This window comes from Spirillospora sp. CA-128828 (assembly GCF_050945415.1).
Taxonomy (GTDB): domain Bacteria; phylum Actinomycetota; class Actinomycetes; order Streptosporangiales; family Streptosporangiaceae; genus Spirillospora.
The window spans coordinates 2399203-2413966 of sequence record NZ_CP191986.1; the positions used below are offsets into that span (position 1 = coordinate 2399203).

The 14764-nt window shown below is 73.1% G+C and carries 14 protein-coding genes; 12 read left to right on the plus strand and 2 right to left on the minus strand.

Annotated features, from left to right (window positions below):
- The first annotated feature begins 131 nt into the window (after positions 1–131).
- Complete coding sequence (locus ACQPXG_RS12005; protein ID WP_433467731.1) at positions 132–803, plus strand: DedA family protein; 672 nt, start codon at positions 132–134, stop codon at positions 801–803.
- Positions 804–915: 112 nt separating this feature from the next.
- Here ACQPXG_RS12005 and ACQPXG_RS12010 read toward each other — a convergent pair whose 3' ends face one another.
- Positions 916–1983, minus strand: coding sequence for an NAD(P)H-dependent amine dehydrogenase family protein (locus tag ACQPXG_RS12010; RefSeq protein ID WP_433467732.1), 1068 nt, complete (start codon positions 1981–1983; stop codon positions 916–918).
- A gap of 243 nt (positions 1984–2226) precedes the next feature.
- Between ACQPXG_RS12010 and ACQPXG_RS12015 the strand changes: the two genes are divergently transcribed.
- A complete protein-coding gene (locus tag ACQPXG_RS12015) occupies positions 2227–3129 on the plus strand; it encodes an SDR family oxidoreductase (RefSeq protein ID WP_433467733.1) in 903 nt (300 codons plus the stop codon).
- A 4-nt stretch (positions 3130–3133) separates the two neighbouring features.
- Positions 3134–3931 carry an enoyl-CoA hydratase/isomerase family protein gene (locus tag ACQPXG_RS12020; RefSeq protein ID WP_433467734.1) on the plus strand — a complete coding sequence of 266 codons (798 nt, stop codon included), beginning with the start codon at positions 3134–3136 and terminating at the stop codon, positions 3929–3931.
- Positions 3932–3959: 28 nt separating this feature from the next.
- On the opposite strand, the gene ACQPXG_RS12025 is transcribed toward ACQPXG_RS12020, so the two are convergent.
- The gene (locus ACQPXG_RS12025; protein WP_433467735.1) at positions 3960–4796 is read right to left on the minus strand and encodes a sirohydrochlorin chelatase; all 837 of its coding nucleotides are present in this window, start codon (positions 4794–4796) and stop codon (positions 3960–3962) included.
- A gap of 352 nt (positions 4797–5148) precedes the next feature.
- On the opposite strand from ACQPXG_RS12025, the gene ACQPXG_RS12030 reads away from it, so the two are divergent.
- From ACQPXG_RS12030 to ACQPXG_RS12070, 9 genes are all read left to right on the plus strand, one after another.
- A complete protein-coding gene (locus tag ACQPXG_RS12030; protein ID WP_433467736.1) occupies positions 5149–7707 on the plus strand; it encodes a sensor histidine kinase in 2559 nt (852 codons plus the stop codon).
- Entirely contained in the window at positions 7704–8159 is a 456-nt protein-coding gene (locus tag ACQPXG_RS12035) for a roadblock/LC7 domain-containing protein (protein WP_433467737.1), read from the plus strand. The genes ACQPXG_RS12030 and ACQPXG_RS12035 overlap by 4 nt, the downstream gene beginning before the upstream one ends.
- A 3-nt stretch (positions 8160–8162) precedes the next feature.
- On the plus strand, positions 8163–8543 hold the full coding sequence (locus ACQPXG_RS12040; RefSeq protein ID WP_433467738.1) for a DUF742 domain-containing protein: 381 nt from the start codon (positions 8163–8165) through the stop codon (positions 8541–8543).
- Entirely contained in the window at positions 8524–9177 is a 654-nt protein-coding gene (locus tag ACQPXG_RS12045) for a GTP-binding protein (protein ID WP_433467739.1), read from the plus strand. Before ACQPXG_RS12040 ends, ACQPXG_RS12045 begins: the two co-directional genes overlap by 20 nt.
- Positions 9178–9283: 106 nt before the next feature.
- Positions 9284–11908: a nitrate- and nitrite sensing domain-containing protein gene (locus ACQPXG_RS12050; protein ID WP_433469946.1), complete on the plus strand. Its 2625-nt coding sequence runs from the start codon at positions 9284–9286 to the stop codon at positions 11906–11908.
- On the plus strand, positions 11905–12348 hold the full coding sequence (locus ACQPXG_RS12055; protein ID WP_433467740.1) for a roadblock/LC7 domain-containing protein: 444 nt from the start codon (positions 11905–11907) through the stop codon (positions 12346–12348). The genes ACQPXG_RS12050 and ACQPXG_RS12055 overlap by 4 nt, the downstream gene beginning before the upstream one ends.
- Before the next feature lies 1 nt (position 12349).
- Positions 12350–12745 (plus strand): DUF742 domain-containing protein, encoded by a 396-nt coding sequence (locus ACQPXG_RS12060; RefSeq protein ID WP_433467741.1) that lies wholly within the window; start codon positions 12350–12352, stop codon positions 12743–12745.
- Entirely contained in the window at positions 12726–13334 is a 609-nt protein-coding gene (locus tag ACQPXG_RS12065; RefSeq protein WP_433467742.1) for a GTP-binding protein, read from the plus strand. Before ACQPXG_RS12060 ends, ACQPXG_RS12065 begins: the two co-directional genes overlap by 20 nt.
- Before the next feature lie 214 nt (positions 13335–13548).
- The gene (locus ACQPXG_RS12070; protein WP_433467743.1) at positions 13549–14742 is read left to right on the plus strand and encodes an ROK family transcriptional regulator; all 1194 of its coding nucleotides are present in this window, start codon (positions 13549–13551) and stop codon (positions 14740–14742) included.
- Positions 14743–14764: the final 22 nt, after the last annotated feature.

The following is a 14764-nucleotide window of genomic DNA, read 5'->3' on the forward strand; positions in this document are numbered from 1 at the left end:
CGATGGGGCCACCCGGATTCCGGTCCCTGAGACCGATCCGGGGCCGGGAACCTCGCGGCTACCATAACCGTCGGTAGCTAGTGTCAAACGGCCCACGGCCGGGCCACGACCGGACGAGATGTCGGGGGACCATGCTCGAACAATTCAACGCCCTGGTGGACGGCCTCCCGCCCGCGATGATCTACCTGATCATCGCGGCGCTGGTGTTCGCCGAGGCGGCGCTGTTCGTCGGGTTCGTGTTCCCCGGCGAGACCGCGATCGTGGTCGGCGGCGTCCTCGCCAGCCAGCACGTGCTGTCGCTGCCGCTGCTGCTCGTCATCGCGGTGGTCGCCGCGGTCGCCGGTGACTCGGTCGGCTACGAGATCGGCCGCAAGTACGGGCCGCGGCTGCTGGACGTCGGGATGATGCGAAAACACCGGGCCAAGGTCGCGAGCGCGCAGGACCTGATCCGCCGCCGCGGCGCGTTCGCGGTGTTCATCGGCCGGTTCACCGCGCTGCTGCGGGCGCTCATGCCGGCGCTCGCGGGCAGCTCCCGGCTGCCGTATCCGAAGTTCCTGGTGTTCAACGTGATCGGCGGCGTGACGTGGGTGGTCACGTTCACGCTCGGCGGCTACTTCGCGGGCACGGCGTTCGAGCACGCGGCGAAGCTGGCGGGTCGGGGCCTGGCGATCGGGCTCGCGGCGGCGGCCGTGGTGGGGCTGGCGGTGTGGACCGTCCGCAAGCACCGCCGGGAGGCCCGCGAGGAGGCCGAGGCGGAGGCGGAGGCCGAACCCGAGGGCGAGCCGGCGCGCACCACCCCGTGACGCCGACCCGGTTCCCGGAGCGGAGCGCAGGGAGCCGGGTCGGCGAGCCCTTCCGGGGGGTCTGGGGGTCGTCCCCCCAGAGGAGACCCGCCCGGTTCGTGAGCACGCGGGTTCAGAGGTGCATGCGGCCGCAGATCATCGGCAGGTCCAGGTACGTGCGGATGCCGGGGTCGGCGGCGCACACGGCCGGGACGGAGTTCAGCGCGTGCGCGGACGCCGCGGAGATCTCATCGGACACCCATTCCTCGTCCGCGTAGAGGGTGAGGGACGGGCGGCCGTCCACGCGGAGCGAGTACCCGGGCCGCCCCCAGTCGTCGGACATCCGCGCGGCGTTCGCCTTGTGCACGAGCTCGACGGTGATCACGGGGCGGCCGGCGGCGATGCCGCTGAACGTCCAGCGGGAGGCGGCGACGGTGCCGCGCGGGATGGGCCCGGCGGCGGTGACGAGGTCGGTGCCCGCCAGCCGGTGGTCGACGTCCATGTCGATCTCGTCGAGGTCGACGCCGAGACCGGCGGCGATCAGATGCAGGCTCTCGGTGTAGAGCGTCCGCATCGCGGCCCGGGCCGGCCGCAGGGCGCGCAGGTACGCCTCCTCGTCCTTCCCGAAGCCGATCATGTAGTGGATCATCGCCCACGACGGGTGCCGGGCGAAGTCCGTGCACTCCCGGGCGTAGACGTGGGTGATCCGGCGGGACAGCCGCGACAGCACCAGCGGCATCACGTCCGCCATGAAGCCGTGGCTGACGCCGCTGCCGTGCACCGAGACGCCGCCCCGCTTGCAGGCCTGTTCCAGCTCGTTCACGAAGAACGGGCCGTGCGCCCGCGGGTAGACCAGCCCGCTCAGGGAGACCAGGTTCTTGCCGGACGACAGCAGGGCGCAGAGCGTGTCCAGCTCGGAGAACCGGTCGTGGACCGGGCTCGGGGCGTAGACGACGCAGTCGGCGTCCAGGTCGAGGATCTCGTCGATGTCGCCGGTCGCGGTGATCCCGATCGGGTCGCGGCCGGCGATCGTCCCGGCGTCCGCGCCCACCTTGGCCGGGCTGTGCACCCACACGCCGGCGAGCTCCATGTCGTCCCGGTCCAGGACGCCGCGGATCACGCTGCGGCCCATCGCGCCCGTCGCCCATTGCACCACGCGGTAGCGGCGAGGGCTCGGCGTGGACGCGTCGGCGGGACTCATCGAGACGGGACCTCCGTTGCTCTCACGGCGTCGATGAGTGAGGAGACTACGCGGTAACCCCCGGTGAAATGGGGCATTCAACGCAACTTCCCCCCACGTCCCATCGTACGCAGGACCGCTCGGGGGTCCAGTCCGGGAAACCCCGGGGGTCGCGGCCGAGCGTGATTCGGTTCAGTGGTACCACTGGGTAACCCCCGGATGATTACCTGGGGACGTAGTCGGTGCGATGTGAGGAGACAGCAGATGTCGGAACTGCGCTACGACGGCCGCGTGGCGGTCGTGACCGGGGCGGGCCACGGCCTCGGCCGGCAGCACGCGCTGGAGCTCGCCGCGCGCGGCGCCAAGGTCGTCGTGAACGACCTCGGCGGCGACCGGTCCGGGGTCGGCGCCTCGGCGGGCCCCGCGCAGGAGGTCGTGGACGAGATCAAGAAGAACGGCGGCGAGGCCGTCGCGAACCCCGACAACGTGGCGACCCCCGAGGGCGCGCAGGCGATCATCGAGACCGCGCTGGACGCGTTCGGCAAGGTCGACATCGTCATCAACAACGCGGGCATCCTGCGCGACAAGTCGTTCAAGAACATGAGCACGGACGAGTTCGACGCCGTCATCGCCGTCCACCTGCGCGGTTCGTTCCTGGTGTCCAGCGCCGCGTGGGCGCACCTGCGCGAGCAGGGCTACGGCCGGATCGTGAACACCTCGTCGCCGGCGGGCCTGTTCGGCAACTTCGGCCAGGCCAACTACGCCACGGCCAAGATGGGCCTGGTCGGGTTCACCAAGACCCTCGCCCATGAGGGCGCCAAGTACAACATCAGGGCCAACGCGATCGCCCCTGTCGCGTGGACCCGCATGACCGAGGACCTGCTTCCCGCCGACTTCGCCGGCAGGCTCGGCGTCGACCAGGTCACGCCGCTCGTCGCCTACCTCGTGCACGAGTCCAACGAGGACTCCGGCGAGGTCTACACCGTCGGCGGCGGCCGCATCGCGAAGATCCTCGTGGCGGAGGGGCCGGGCTACGGGCAGCAGAAGACGCTGTCGGTCGAGGACGTGCGGGACAACTGGGCGGCCATCAACGCGGCCGAGCCGCTGACCGTTTTCAGGAACGTGGGCGAGCAGATGGGCCCCCTGATCCAGCAGCTCACCTCCTGAGCCGTTGGCCGGGATCGAGCTCGACCGGCGGGACGGGGTGCTCACGATCACCCTGTCCCGTCCGGAGCGACTGAACGCCGTCGACGGCGCCCTGACCGAGGAGATGCTGGACGTCCTCAACGGGCTGATGGGCGACCCGTCCACCCGGGTGGTCGTGCTGACCGGCGCGGGCCGCGGGTTCTGCTCGGGCATGGACCTCCAGGCGGGCGACCCGGACGGCGAGAGCGGCGAGGGCCGCGTCCAGCGGCTCTACCGGGGCATCGCCCGCGGCGGCGAGGTCACCGCGCGGCTGCGGGAGATCCCGCAGCCGGTGATCGCGGCGCTGCACGGACCCGTCGCGGGCATGGGCGTGTCCTGGGCGCTGGCCTGCGACCTGCGGGTCGCCGACCCGACCACCCGGTTCGTGGTGCCGTTCACCGATCTCGGCCTGTCGGCCGGGGACTGCGGCCTGTCCTGGCTGCTGCCCCGGCTGGTCGGCCCGGCCAGGGCGGCCGAGATCTCCTACCGGGCCCAGCGGCTGGACGCGGCGCGCGCCGACGCCCTCGGGCTCATCACCGAGATGACCGCCGAGGGAGGGGACGGGGCGGCCGCCCGGTCCCTCGCCGACGAGCTGCTCACCAAGTCCCCGTACGGGCTGCGCCGCACCAAGGAGCTGCTCAACGCGTCCCTGGACGTCCCCGGCCTGCGCCGCCAGCTCATCGCCGAGACGGCCGTCCAGACCCTCGCCTTCTTCAGCGAGGACCTGGCCGAAGGCATGACGGCCACCCTGCAGAAACGCCCCCCCGACTTCAAGAACCGCTGATCCCGGGGGCGTCCCCGGTCCGGCACCGCTACGCCTGGGGAAGCAGGGCCTCGACGTAGCGGAGGGCGGCGAGGCGGGCCAGGGCCGGGTGGACGTTCAGTGGGGCCGAGTGGGAGGCGCCCACGGTGGCGGCGGCCGTCGCGACCAGCGCGGCCTCCGGCTCCGGGCCGATCAGGTGCGGGGCGATCGCGATGGAGGTGGCACCGGTAGCGCGCAGCTGCTCGGCCGCCGCCTTGACGGACGCCTCGTCGTTCAGCGACGCGGTGAAGACGGGGGCCGCGAGACGGGAGGCGAGGAGCACGCCGGTGACCTCGGCCTGTCGGACGGCCGTCGCGTCACCGGGGGTGGCCACGATGACGCCGGACGCGGCGGTCACCATCGTCATCAGCCGGATGCGGTCGGCGCGGGCGAGGCCCGCGTCGGCGAGGCGGTCGTGCAGCGCCTCGGCGATGAGCGGGTGCGGGCCGAGCGGCTCGGCGGCGACGGCGCGCACGGGCGCGGCCTCGACCGCGGCCCGGACGGCGGCGTCCAGCGCCGGGTCGGGGCCGGTGGACAGCGGCACCACCACGGCCGTGGGCTCGTCCTCCTCCCGGCTCAGCCCGGCGAGCACGCCGCCCAGGCTCGCCTCGTCGCCCTGCAGGTGCCCGACGTACGCGGGCTGGCCGGTGTGCTCGATCTCGACGAGCCGGGCGAGTTCGGCGGCGATCTCGGTGCCGGCCTGCCGGGCGGACCCGGGGACGGCGAGGACCAGCGTGGGGGATCCGGGAGGCAGCAGGAAGGACTCGTCGCCGCGGTGCCGGCCGCCGCGGGGGGTGCGGCGCCGTCGGGACGGCAGTGCCTCGGATGCCTGGCTTTCGGGACTCACGGCGGGCATCGTAACGCCCTCCGGCCCGGGAACCGTCCTCCCGGCCCGGCCGTCGTCGTTGCCTGTAGGAATCGCGGATCTCCTTCCCTTGCCGGCCGCGGCGTGAGCGGTGGGGTGAAGAAGCAGAGTATGGTGCAATCTCCTCCGAGGACAGGGGGAATTGAAGCAAATTGTCCGGATTTGCCGCTATCTCCTTGTGTCAGATTGGACAAGATCATCGTGTCTTCGAACATCGCCGCAGGTGGCCAGGAATAGCGGCAATGCGTCCGAAAGCCGCCAAAGGGGTTGCGGGCCCGTCGCGGACGGCCTTTATGATCCCAGGGACCCTCCGTGCCGGAACGTTCGAGGTCACATGAGAACCCCCCGTACGCGCTCGATCCGCTCGAAGGTCACCGCGCTGCTGCTCGTGCCGCTGCTCTCGCTCGTGGCGCTCTGGGGGTACGCCGCGATCGTCACCGGACGCGACGCGCTCGCCCAGCGCCGGTACCACACGCTCGACCGCGAGTTCGCGCCGAGCGGCCAGGGCGTCCTGCTGGAGCTGGGCAAGGAGCGCCAGGCGTCCGCCATGTTCCTCAGCACCCCGCGGTCCACCCCGGGCGGCACCCCCGCCGCCCTGGTCTCACAGCGGTCGCGCGTCGACGCGGCCGTCGAGAACTTCCGCCGCGAGGCGACATCGAGCGCGGCGCGCAGCGCCACCAACGCCGAGATGGAGAGCCGCGTCACCGAGGTGCTCCGGGCGCTCGGCGGGCTCGGCGGGCTCCGGGCCGCCGTCGACGCGCGGTCCGTCGACCGGCTCACCGCGATCAACGGCTACGGCACGATGGTCGACGACATGCACCGGCTCTACGACAGCCTCGTGGTCATCGACGACTCCGCGCTCTACAACTGGACGCTGTCCACCCGGCACGCCGGCCGCGCCATGGAGCTGCTGCAGCGCGAGAGCGCGCTGGTCGCGAGCGCGTTCATCACCAAGGGCCGGATGACCCCGGCCGAGCACCGGATGTTCGTGGAGATGGTCGGCGAGCAGCGCTGGCAGTGGATCAAACAGCGCTCGCTGCTCGACCCCGCGATCTACCGGACCGGCACCGTCCAGGTCTTCGCGTCCGCGCGGTACCAGAGCTTCAAGGCGATGGAGGACCGGATCGCCGACGCCGACCCGCGCAGGCGGCTCCCCGTCGAGGCCGGCGAGTGGCAGCGGACGGCGCAGCCGCTCGTGATGTCGGTCAACGCGATGGTGCTGAGCAACTCCAGGCGCGCCGGTGAGCACGCCGACGACCTGGGCCGGGCGGCCTACGTCCGGCTCGGCGTCGTCGGCGGCCTCGGCCTGCTGGCGGTCCTCGTCTCGGTGCTGCTGACGCTGCGCTTCGCGCGCGGGTTCGTCCGCGAGCTGGTCGGGCTGCGGGGGGCCGCCGAGGAACTGGCCGGCGAGCGGCTGCCCGGCGTGGTCGCCCGGCTGAGCCGCAACCAGAGCGTGGACGTCGCCGCGGAGGCCCCGCCCCTGCACGCCGGCCGCACCACCGAGGTCGCCCGGCTCGCCGAGGCGTTCGCCCAGGTGCAGCGGACCGCCGTCGACGCCGCCGTCGGCCAGGCCGAGCTGCGCGCCGGCGTCAGCCGCATCTTCCTCAACATCGCCCGCCGCAACCAGTCGCTGCTGCACCGCCAGCTGACGATGCTGGACGGCCTGGAGAGCCGCGCCGAGGCCGACGACCTGGAGGACCTCTTCCGGATCGACCACCTCACCACCCGCATGCGGCGGCACGCGGAGAGCCTGATCATCCTGTCCGGCGCGACGCCCGGGCGCGGCTGGCGGCGGCCGGTGCGGTTCACCGACGTGCTGCGCGCCGCCGTCTCGGAGATCGAGGACTACACCCGCGCCACCGTGCTGAGCGACTCCGAGGACGGCCTGGTCGGCGCGGCCGTCGCCGACGTCATCCACCTGCTGGCCGAGCTGATCGAGAACGCCGCGGCGTTCTCCCCGCCCAACACCGAGGTGCGGGTCATGGCCGAGCGGGTCGGCATCGGCTTCGCCGTCGAGATCGAGGACCGCGGCCTCGGCGTCAAGCCGGAGCTGCTCGCCGAGGCCAACCGCCGGCTCGCCGAGCCGCCCGAGTACGACCTGGTCGACACCGACCAGCTCGGCCTGTTCGTCGTCGCGCGGCTGGCCGCCCGGCACGACATCTCGGTGACGCTGCAGCGGTCCCCGTACGGCGGGGTGACGGCGATCGTCCTGCTGCCGCACGAGCTCGTGGTGCCGGCCGAGGAGATGGCCGCGGGGATGCTGCCGCCGGCGTCCGAACCGGACGAGGACCCCGCGCCCGCCGTCGCGTCCCCCCTCGACACCGTGACCGACGGCCTCCCCGGAGAGCACGAGTTCGGAGAGCATGAGGCCGTGCTGGTGCCCGCGCCGGCTCCGGAAGCGGTCGTTCCACTGCGGAACGCTCCAGGGCACCTGGAGGGGGCCGGCGGCCACCTGGAGGCGCCGCCCGCGCTGCCGGAGCTCACCGGACCCGCCACGCCGTGGCCCGTCCCGGACGAGCCGGTGCGCGCCCTGCCGCCGCGCTCCGCACCGAACCCCTGGTCGGACGACGCCGTACCTCCGCTGGAGGACGAGCCGGCGGAAGAGCAGGTGGTGGCGATGGACGAGCACGAGAACACCCGTGGGAACGACGACGGCAACACGGCCGAGGACTGGCGGCCCGCGGAAACCTACGCGGGGCTGCCCCGCCGCGTGCGGCAGAAGAACCTGGCCCCGCAACTGCGCAAGACGCCCCCGCCGCCGCCCCGGGCCGGCGGAGCCACGGCCGGGGGTATCGCACGCTCGCCCGAAGAGGCACGCTCTCTGATGGCTTCGATACAGCAGGGATGGCGGCGCGGACGCGCCTCCGATGTGGGGGATGAGGGAACCCGATGATGCACAACACCGTGACCGGTGAGCTGAACTGGCTGCTCAACGACTTCGCCGAGCGGGTCACGACGGTACGGCAGGCCGTGATCCTCTCGCGCGACGGGCTGGCGGTGGCCGCGTCCAACGAGCTCGCCCGGGAGGACGCCGAGCACCTGTCCGCGCTGGCCTCCGGCGTGCAGAGCCTCGCGCGCGGCGCCGGCCGGCACTTCGCGGGCGGGAACGTCCGGCAGACGATCATCGAGATGGACGCGCTGCTGCTGTTCGTGACGGCCGCGGGCGACGGCACCTGCCTCGCCGTGCTGGCCGAGGCGGAGGCCGACGCCGGCCTCGTCGCCTACGAGATGGCGGTGCTGGTCAAGCGGGTCGGCCAGCACCTGCAGGCGAGCCCGCGGTTCGGCGCCGAGCCGGGCGGCCAGGGCTTCGGCGGCGCCGGGGGGCCGGGGTCGCGGGGCTTCTGACCGATGACCCCGTCGGCAGAGCGGTGGCTGGACCGGGACGCCGGTCCGGTCGTGCGCCCGTACGCGATGACCCGGGGACGGACCCGGCCGGAGGGCGCGGGCTTCGAGCTCATCGCGGTGGTCGCGGCCACCGGCGTCCCGGCGGGCGACCGGCTGCGCTACAGCCCGGACCACACGCGGGTGCTGCGCGGCTGCGCGCGGCCCCTGCCGGTCGTCGACCTCGCGGCGGACCTCGGCCTGCCCATCGGCGTCGTCCGGGTCCTGCTCGGCGACCTTCGGGACGAGGGCCTCGTCGCGGTGGTGGCCGAGGCGCGGCCGGCCGAGGGCCGCCGCCCGCCGAAGGGCGTACTGAGGGAGGTGCTCAATGGTCTCCGCGCACTCTGACGGGCCGCCCGCCCGGCCGCCGGGCCTGGCGGACCGGCCGCTCGTCACGACGAAGATCCTCATCGCGGGCGGGTTCGGCGCCGGGAAGACCACCATGGTGGGCTCGATCAGCGAGATCAGGCCGCTGCACACCGAGGAGCCGCTGACCGAACGCGGCGTCGCGGTCGACGACGTGTCCGGCATCGGCGCCAAGGAGACCACCACCGTCGCCATGGACTTCGGCCGGATCACGCTGTCGGACCAGCTGCTGCTCTACCTGTTCGGCACGCCCGGCCAGGAGCGGTTCTGGTTCATGTGGGACGAGCTCGCCTCCGGCGCGATCGGCGCCGTCGTGCTGGCCGACACCCGCCGGCTGAAGAGCTGCTTTCCCGCGATCGACTACTTCGAGCGCCGCGGCGTGCCGTTCGTGGTGGCCGTGAACTGCTTCGACGGCGTCCGGACCCACCGGGCGCAGGACGTCGCGATCGCGCTCGACCTGGATCCGGACGTCCCGGTGGTGCTGTGCGACGTCCGCCGCCGCGAGTCGTCCAAGGAGGTGCTCGTCGCACTGATGGAGCACGTCCTGACCTGGCCCGACGAAGAGGAGGTGGCGCACGGTGATCAGATGACCGGTCATCGTGAACCCGCGACGTAGTAGGCTCCCGCACACCCCCGTACTCCCACGCATCGGGAGGTTTCCCCCGCATGTACCGCCCCCCAATGCCGAAGGCGACGCCATTGAGCAGGGTCCGCCAGCCGTGATGGGCCCGCGTCTCTCCTCCATCCGGGCGAGGATCACCCTGCTGGTCCTCGTGCCGCTGCTGGCGATCGCCTCGCTGTGGGTGTTCGTCACCGGCATCACCTACGGCGACGCGCACCTGCTCCTGCAGAGCCGCAAGTTCCAAGAGAAGACGGTGCTGCCCGCGCAGCGGCTCATCGACGCGGTGCAGAAGGAGCGGCGGTTGTCGACGGCGGAGCTCGGCGGCACCCGCGGCACCGACCTCGGCACGATGCGGACGCAGCGGCAGACCACCGACAAGGCCGCCGAGGCGGTCCGCCAGGGCGCCCGGGACGAGGGGCTGCGCGGCTCGATCCTCCCGGCTACGGTCCGGCGGATCGACGGGCTCGTGCAGAAGACCGGCAACCTCGAGGCGATCCGCCGCAGCGTGGACGAGCGGGTCGCCGACCGCAGTCATGTGCTCCGCCAGTACGACGAGATCATCGACGCGGCCTTCGCCGTCTACACCTCGGCGACGCCCGGAGACGGGCTCATCGTCGCCGACACCCGCACTCTCATCGCCGTCGGCCGTGCCCGCGAGTTCATGGCCCGCGAGGACGCCCTGCTGACCGGTGCGCTCGCCGCCGGGCACATCACCGCCGCCGAGCGCGGCGAGTTCGCGCAGCTCGTCGGGGCGCAGCGGATGCTGTACGCCGACAACGCGCCGAACCTGCCGGACAGGTCCCGCGCCAGCTACCAGCGCCTCATCGCGTCGCCGCAGTTCATCCAGCTCCGCGAGCTGGAGGACCAGGTGATCCATGGCGCGGACGCGCCCCGCACGACCCGCCAGACCGGCGGGCCGGCCGGCGCGAAGACGGGGGCGGGACAGGGCGCCGCCCGCGGTGCCCGCGCCCCGACCGTCGAGCCGTCGGTGTGGCGGTCCGTCGCCGACACCGCCAACGGCCGCCTGTACGACTTCGAGAACGAGACCCTCGACGAGGTCATCGGCCACGCCCAGGGCATCGCGATCCGCTCGTTCGCGCGGCTCGGCCTGGCGGGCGGCCTCGGCCTGCTCGCGATCGTGCTGTCCACGCTGATCGCGGTCCGGGTCTCCCGGCGGCTGCTGCGCGAGTGCCGCACGCTCGCCGGCGGCGTCGTGGACTTCACCCGGAAGCGGCTGCCGCTGCTCGCCGAGCAGATCCGCGCCGGGGACCCCGCCGAGCCCGAACCCGAACCCGGCGTCGAGTACCGGATCACCGAGATCCGGCAGATCGCCGACTCGTTCGACCGGGCCCGCGAGGCCGTGCTGGTGGCCGCGGAGGGCGAGGTCGCGGCGCGGCGCGGCATCAGCGAGGTGTTCGTCAACCTCGCGCGCCGCAACCAGGCGCTGCTGCACCGCCAGCTCAGCCTGCTCGACACGATGGAGCGCCGCACCGAGGACCCGTCCGAGCTGTCCGACCTGTTCCGCCTCGACCACCTCGCGACCCGCATGCGCCGGCACGCCGAGGGGCTGGTCATCCTCGCCGGGAAGACGGCGGGCCGCGGCTGGCGGCGCCCCGTCCCGCTGGTGGACGTGGTGCGCGGCGCGGTCGCCGAGGTCGAGGACTACCCGCGCGTCCGGGTGCAGCCGCTGCCGCGCCTCGCGCTGCTCGGCTCCGCCGTCGCCGACGTCATCCACCTGCTCGCCGAGGTGGTGGAGAACGCCACCACGTTCTCGCCGCCGCAGTCGCCGGTGCGGGTCAGCGGGCAGCCGGTCGCCAGCGGCTTCGCGATCGAGGTCGAGGACCGCGGGCTCGGCATGACCGAGGAGGCGCTGCGCGCCGCCAACGAGCGGCTCGCCAACCCTCCCGAGTTCGACCCGTCCGACAGTGCCCAGCTCGGGCTGTTCGTCGTCGCGCGGCTCGCCGAGCGGCACGACATCACCGTCACGCTCCGCCCGTCCCCGTACGGCGGGACGACCGCGATCGCGCTGATCCCGGGCTCGCTCATCGTGGAGAACGCCGAACCGGAGACGCCGGCGGTGCGCCGCACCACCGGGCCGATGCAGACGGTGTCCGACCCGGCCGCGGCGCTGTCGGCGTTCACCCGGCCCGCCATCGAGCCGGACCAGACGGCTTTTACGGGGGGTGCGGGGGGGCGTCCTCCCGCAGGAGACCGGACCGACTCCGGCGGGGTCGTGCGGCTCGTCGCCGAGCCGCTCTCGGCCGGCTCGGCGCGTCCCGCCGAACCCGCCGAGCCGCTCGCGCCGGAGCCCGAACCCGCGTCCGCCGAGACGCCCCCGGAGCCCCCGCCGTCGCTGAAGGACGGCGAGCTGCCGAAGCGCAGGCGGCAGACGCATCTGGCGCCCCAGCTCAAGCAGCGTGTGGACGCGCACCTCGCCGCGCAGGCCGAGGCCCCGCCCGAACCGCCGCCGGCGCCCGAGCCGGCCGGGACGCCGCTCGCGGCGCCCGTCCCGATGGACTCGGTTCCCGCGGACGCCGCACTGCCCGAGGGCGACGCCGGGACCGTTCCGGCGGACGAGGGACCGGAGGACGGCGAGCCCCGCTCGCCCGAGACGATGCGATCGATGATGTCCGCCATGCAGCGCGGCTGGGAGCGCGGCAGGCAGGACGCCGTCGACGTGGAGACCGCAGGCAACCCAGGTGACCAGGAGGACGACACCCCATGACACATGCCCAGCACTCCGGCGCGGAGTTCCCGGGCGGATCCGGCGGTGAGCTGAACTGGCTGCTGGACAGCCTCGTCCAGCGGGTCGCTCCCGTGCAGAACGCGGTGGTGCTGTCGAGCGACGGGCTGCGGATGGCCGCGTCCAGCGGGCTGTCCGCCGAGGAGTCCGACCACCTGTCCGCCGTGGCCGCGAGCTTCCAGAGCCTCGCGCGCGGTGCGGGGGAGTCGTTCGGCGGCGGCCCCGTCCGGCAGACGATCGTGGAGATGGAGTCGTCGTTCCTGTTCGTCACCGCCGCCGGGCAGGGCGCCTGCCTGGCGGTCCTTGCCGACGCCGACGCCGACCTCGGGATCATCGCCTACGAGATGGCGATGCTGGTCACCCGGGTCGGGCAGCATCTGTCGGCGAACCCGAGGGCCGCGGCCGAGACCGGCGGAGCGTGACATGGGCGGCACGGCCTGGTACGACGACGCGGCGGGCCCCGTCGTGCGCCCGTACGCGCTCACCGGAGGCCGTACGCACTACGACGGCGTGGAGTTCGACCTGGTCGCGCTGATCGCCGTCGCCGAACCACCGGAGGCGGCGGACGACGCCCACGCGCTTCCGGTGAACCCGTGGGCGCCGGAGCCCGAACATGACATGATCCTGGAGCTTTGCCGCACCCCGTTGTCGGTCGCCGAGATAGCGTCGGATCTGGAACTTCCCCTCGGGGTCGTCCGTGTCCTGCTCGGTGACCTGCTCGACCACTCGCTGATACAGGTCCGGCGACCCGCGCCGGTGGCGCAGTTCCCCAGCGAGCGCGTACTCAAGGAAGTGATCGATGGAATCCGTGCGCTCTGACACGGGCGCCCACCAGGGCGACTCGGCGCTGACGGTCAAGATCCTCGTGGCCGGTGGTTTCGGCGTCGGCAAGACCACCCTGGTCAGCGCGGTCAGCGAGATCCGCCCGCTGCGCACCGAGGAGGCACTGACCGAGAAGAGCATCGGGATCGACGACACCACAGCCGTCGCGAACAAGACGACGACGACCGTGGCGATGGACTTCGGCCGCATCACCCTGCCCAACGGCCTGGTGCTGTTCGTCTTCGGTACCCCGGGCCAGGACCGGTTCTGGTTCATGTGGGACGAGCTGGCCAAGGGCGCGCTCGGCGCGGTCGTCCTCGTCGACACCCGCCGGCTCGCCGACTGCTTCGCCTCGGTCGACTACTTCGAACGCCGCGGCGTCCCGTTCATCATCGGGGTCAACCGGTTCGACGGCGCCGGGCAGCACACGGCCCAGCAGGTCCGCGACGCCCTCGACCTGTCCCCCGACATCCCGGTGATCTCCTGCGACGTGCGCGACCGCGAGGATGCCAAACGCGTCCTCATCACCCTGGTCGAGCACATCATGCGAACCATGAGCAGCGGCCGCCAGCCGGTCAGTTACTGACCGGACCCGCGTCGCCGGTCTTCGCCGACGGCCCCGCGCCGCCGCGCCCCTCGCGCGGCGGCGCGGGGCCGTTGTCGGTCCATCTTTGTCCTCTGAGTGGAGAAAGTTCGAATGATCTAGGGAAAAGGTCTTCTCAAGGCGGCGAAAGCCGGTTACGGTCTCGGCATGAGACCGGGGTCACACGGCTCCGGATCGATCCCGAGAGGACGGCGTGATGCGCATGTCGGCTCGTCCGCAGAACGTGCATCAGGCACGCCTGCTGCGGCTGCTGCGTGACGAGGGGCCGCGCTCGCGCGCCGAGCTGGGCGACGTCGTCCGGCTGTCGCGGTCGAAGCTCGCCGTCGAGCTCGACCGGCTGGTCGAGCTCCGCCTCGTGGAGGGCGCGGGGCTGGCCGCCTCGCGCGGCGGCCGGCGGTCCGGGATCGTCCGGCTGTCGCCGAGCCTGCGGTTCGTGGCGTTCGACATCGGGGCCACCTCGATCGACGTCGCGGTGACCGACGGCGCGCTGGAGGTGCTCGGCCATGTGAGCGAGCAGTGCGACGTCCGGCAGGGGGCGACCGTGGTGCTCGACCGGGCGCTGGACCTGCTCGGCAAGCTGCGCGACGAGGGCCTGATCCCGCAGGTGCACGGGACCGGCATCGGCGTCCCCGGGCCGGTCAGCTTCCGGGACGGCATGCCGGTCGTCCCGCCGATCATGCCGGGCTGGGACCGGTTCCCGGTGCGGGACGCGATCGGGCAGGAGCTCGGCTGCCCGGTGCTCGTCGACAACGACGTGAACCTCATGGCGCTCGGTGAGCTGCACGCGGGGCTCGCGCGGTCGGTGGACGACTTCCTGCTGGTCAAGATCGGCACCGGTATCGGCTGCGGCATCGTGGTGGACGGCGCCATCTACCGGGGCATGTCCGGCAGCGCCGGCGACATCGGGCACATCCGCGTCGACGACGACGGGCCCATCTGCGCCTGCGGCAACGCGGGGTGCCTGGAGGCGTACTTCGGCGGCGCGGCGCTCGCCCGGGACGCCGAGGCCGCGGCGCGGTCCGGGGAGTCGGCGCAGCTCGCGGCACTACTGGAGACCCACGGGGAGCTGTCGGCCGAGCACGTCGGCGAGGCGGCCGCCGCGGGCGACCCCGTCGCCGTGCAGATCATCCGGGAGGGCGGCCGGCACGTCGGGCAGGTGCTCGCCGGGCTGGTCAGCTTCTTCAACCCCGGCCTCGTCATCATCGCGGGCGGCGTCGCGGGCCTCGGCCACGCGCTGCTCGCCGAGATCCGCAGCGTCGTCTACCGCCGGTCCGCGCCGCTCGCGACCGGCAACCTCCCGATCGTGCTGTCCGAGCTCGCCGGCGCGGCCGGCGTGGTCGGCGGCGCCCGGCTCATCAGCGACCACGTCTTCTCCTTCTCCGCGTCCTGACCTCTTTTCGGCCCCCCGAGGA

Excerpts from the sequence above, each read along its gene's own strand:
- ACQPXG_RS12005 (WP_433467731.1), top strand. The coding sequence starts at position 132 with ATGCTCGAACAATTCAACGCCCTGGTGGACGGCCTCCCGCCCGCGATG.
- ACQPXG_RS12010 (WP_433467732.1), bottom strand. The coding sequence starts at position 1,983 with ATGAGTCCCGCCGACGCGTCCACGCCGAGCCCTCGCCGCTACCGCGTG.
- ACQPXG_RS12015 (WP_433467733.1), top strand. The coding sequence starts at position 2,227 with ATGTCGGAACTGCGCTACGACGGCCGCGTGGCGGTCGTGACCGGGGCG.
- ACQPXG_RS12030 (WP_433467736.1), top strand. The coding sequence starts at position 5,149 with ATGAGAACCCCCCGTACGCGCTCGATCCGCTCGAAGGTCACCGCGCTG.
- ACQPXG_RS12035 (WP_433467737.1), top strand. The coding sequence starts at position 7,704 with ATGATGCACAACACCGTGACCGGTGAGCTGAACTGGCTGCTCAACGAC.
- ACQPXG_RS12040 (WP_433467738.1), top strand. The coding sequence starts at position 8,163 with ATGACCCCGTCGGCAGAGCGGTGGCTGGACCGGGACGCCGGTCCGGTC.
- ACQPXG_RS12045 (WP_433467739.1), top strand. The coding sequence starts at position 8,524 with ATGGTCTCCGCGCACTCTGACGGGCCGCCCGCCCGGCCGCCGGGCCTG.
- ACQPXG_RS12050 (WP_433469946.1), top strand. The coding sequence starts at position 9,284 with ATGGGCCCGCGTCTCTCCTCCATCCGGGCGAGGATCACCCTGCTGGTC.
- ACQPXG_RS12055 (WP_433467740.1), top strand. The coding sequence starts at position 11,905 with ATGACACATGCCCAGCACTCCGGCGCGGAGTTCCCGGGCGGATCCGGC.
- ACQPXG_RS12060 (WP_433467741.1), top strand. The coding sequence starts at position 12,350 with ATGGGCGGCACGGCCTGGTACGACGACGCGGCGGGCCCCGTCGTGCGC.
- ACQPXG_RS12065 (WP_433467742.1), top strand. The coding sequence starts at position 12,726 with ATGGAATCCGTGCGCTCTGACACGGGCGCCCACCAGGGCGACTCGGCG.
- ACQPXG_RS12070 (WP_433467743.1), top strand. The coding sequence starts at position 13,549 with ATGCGCATGTCGGCTCGTCCGCAGAACGTGCATCAGGCACGCCTGCTG.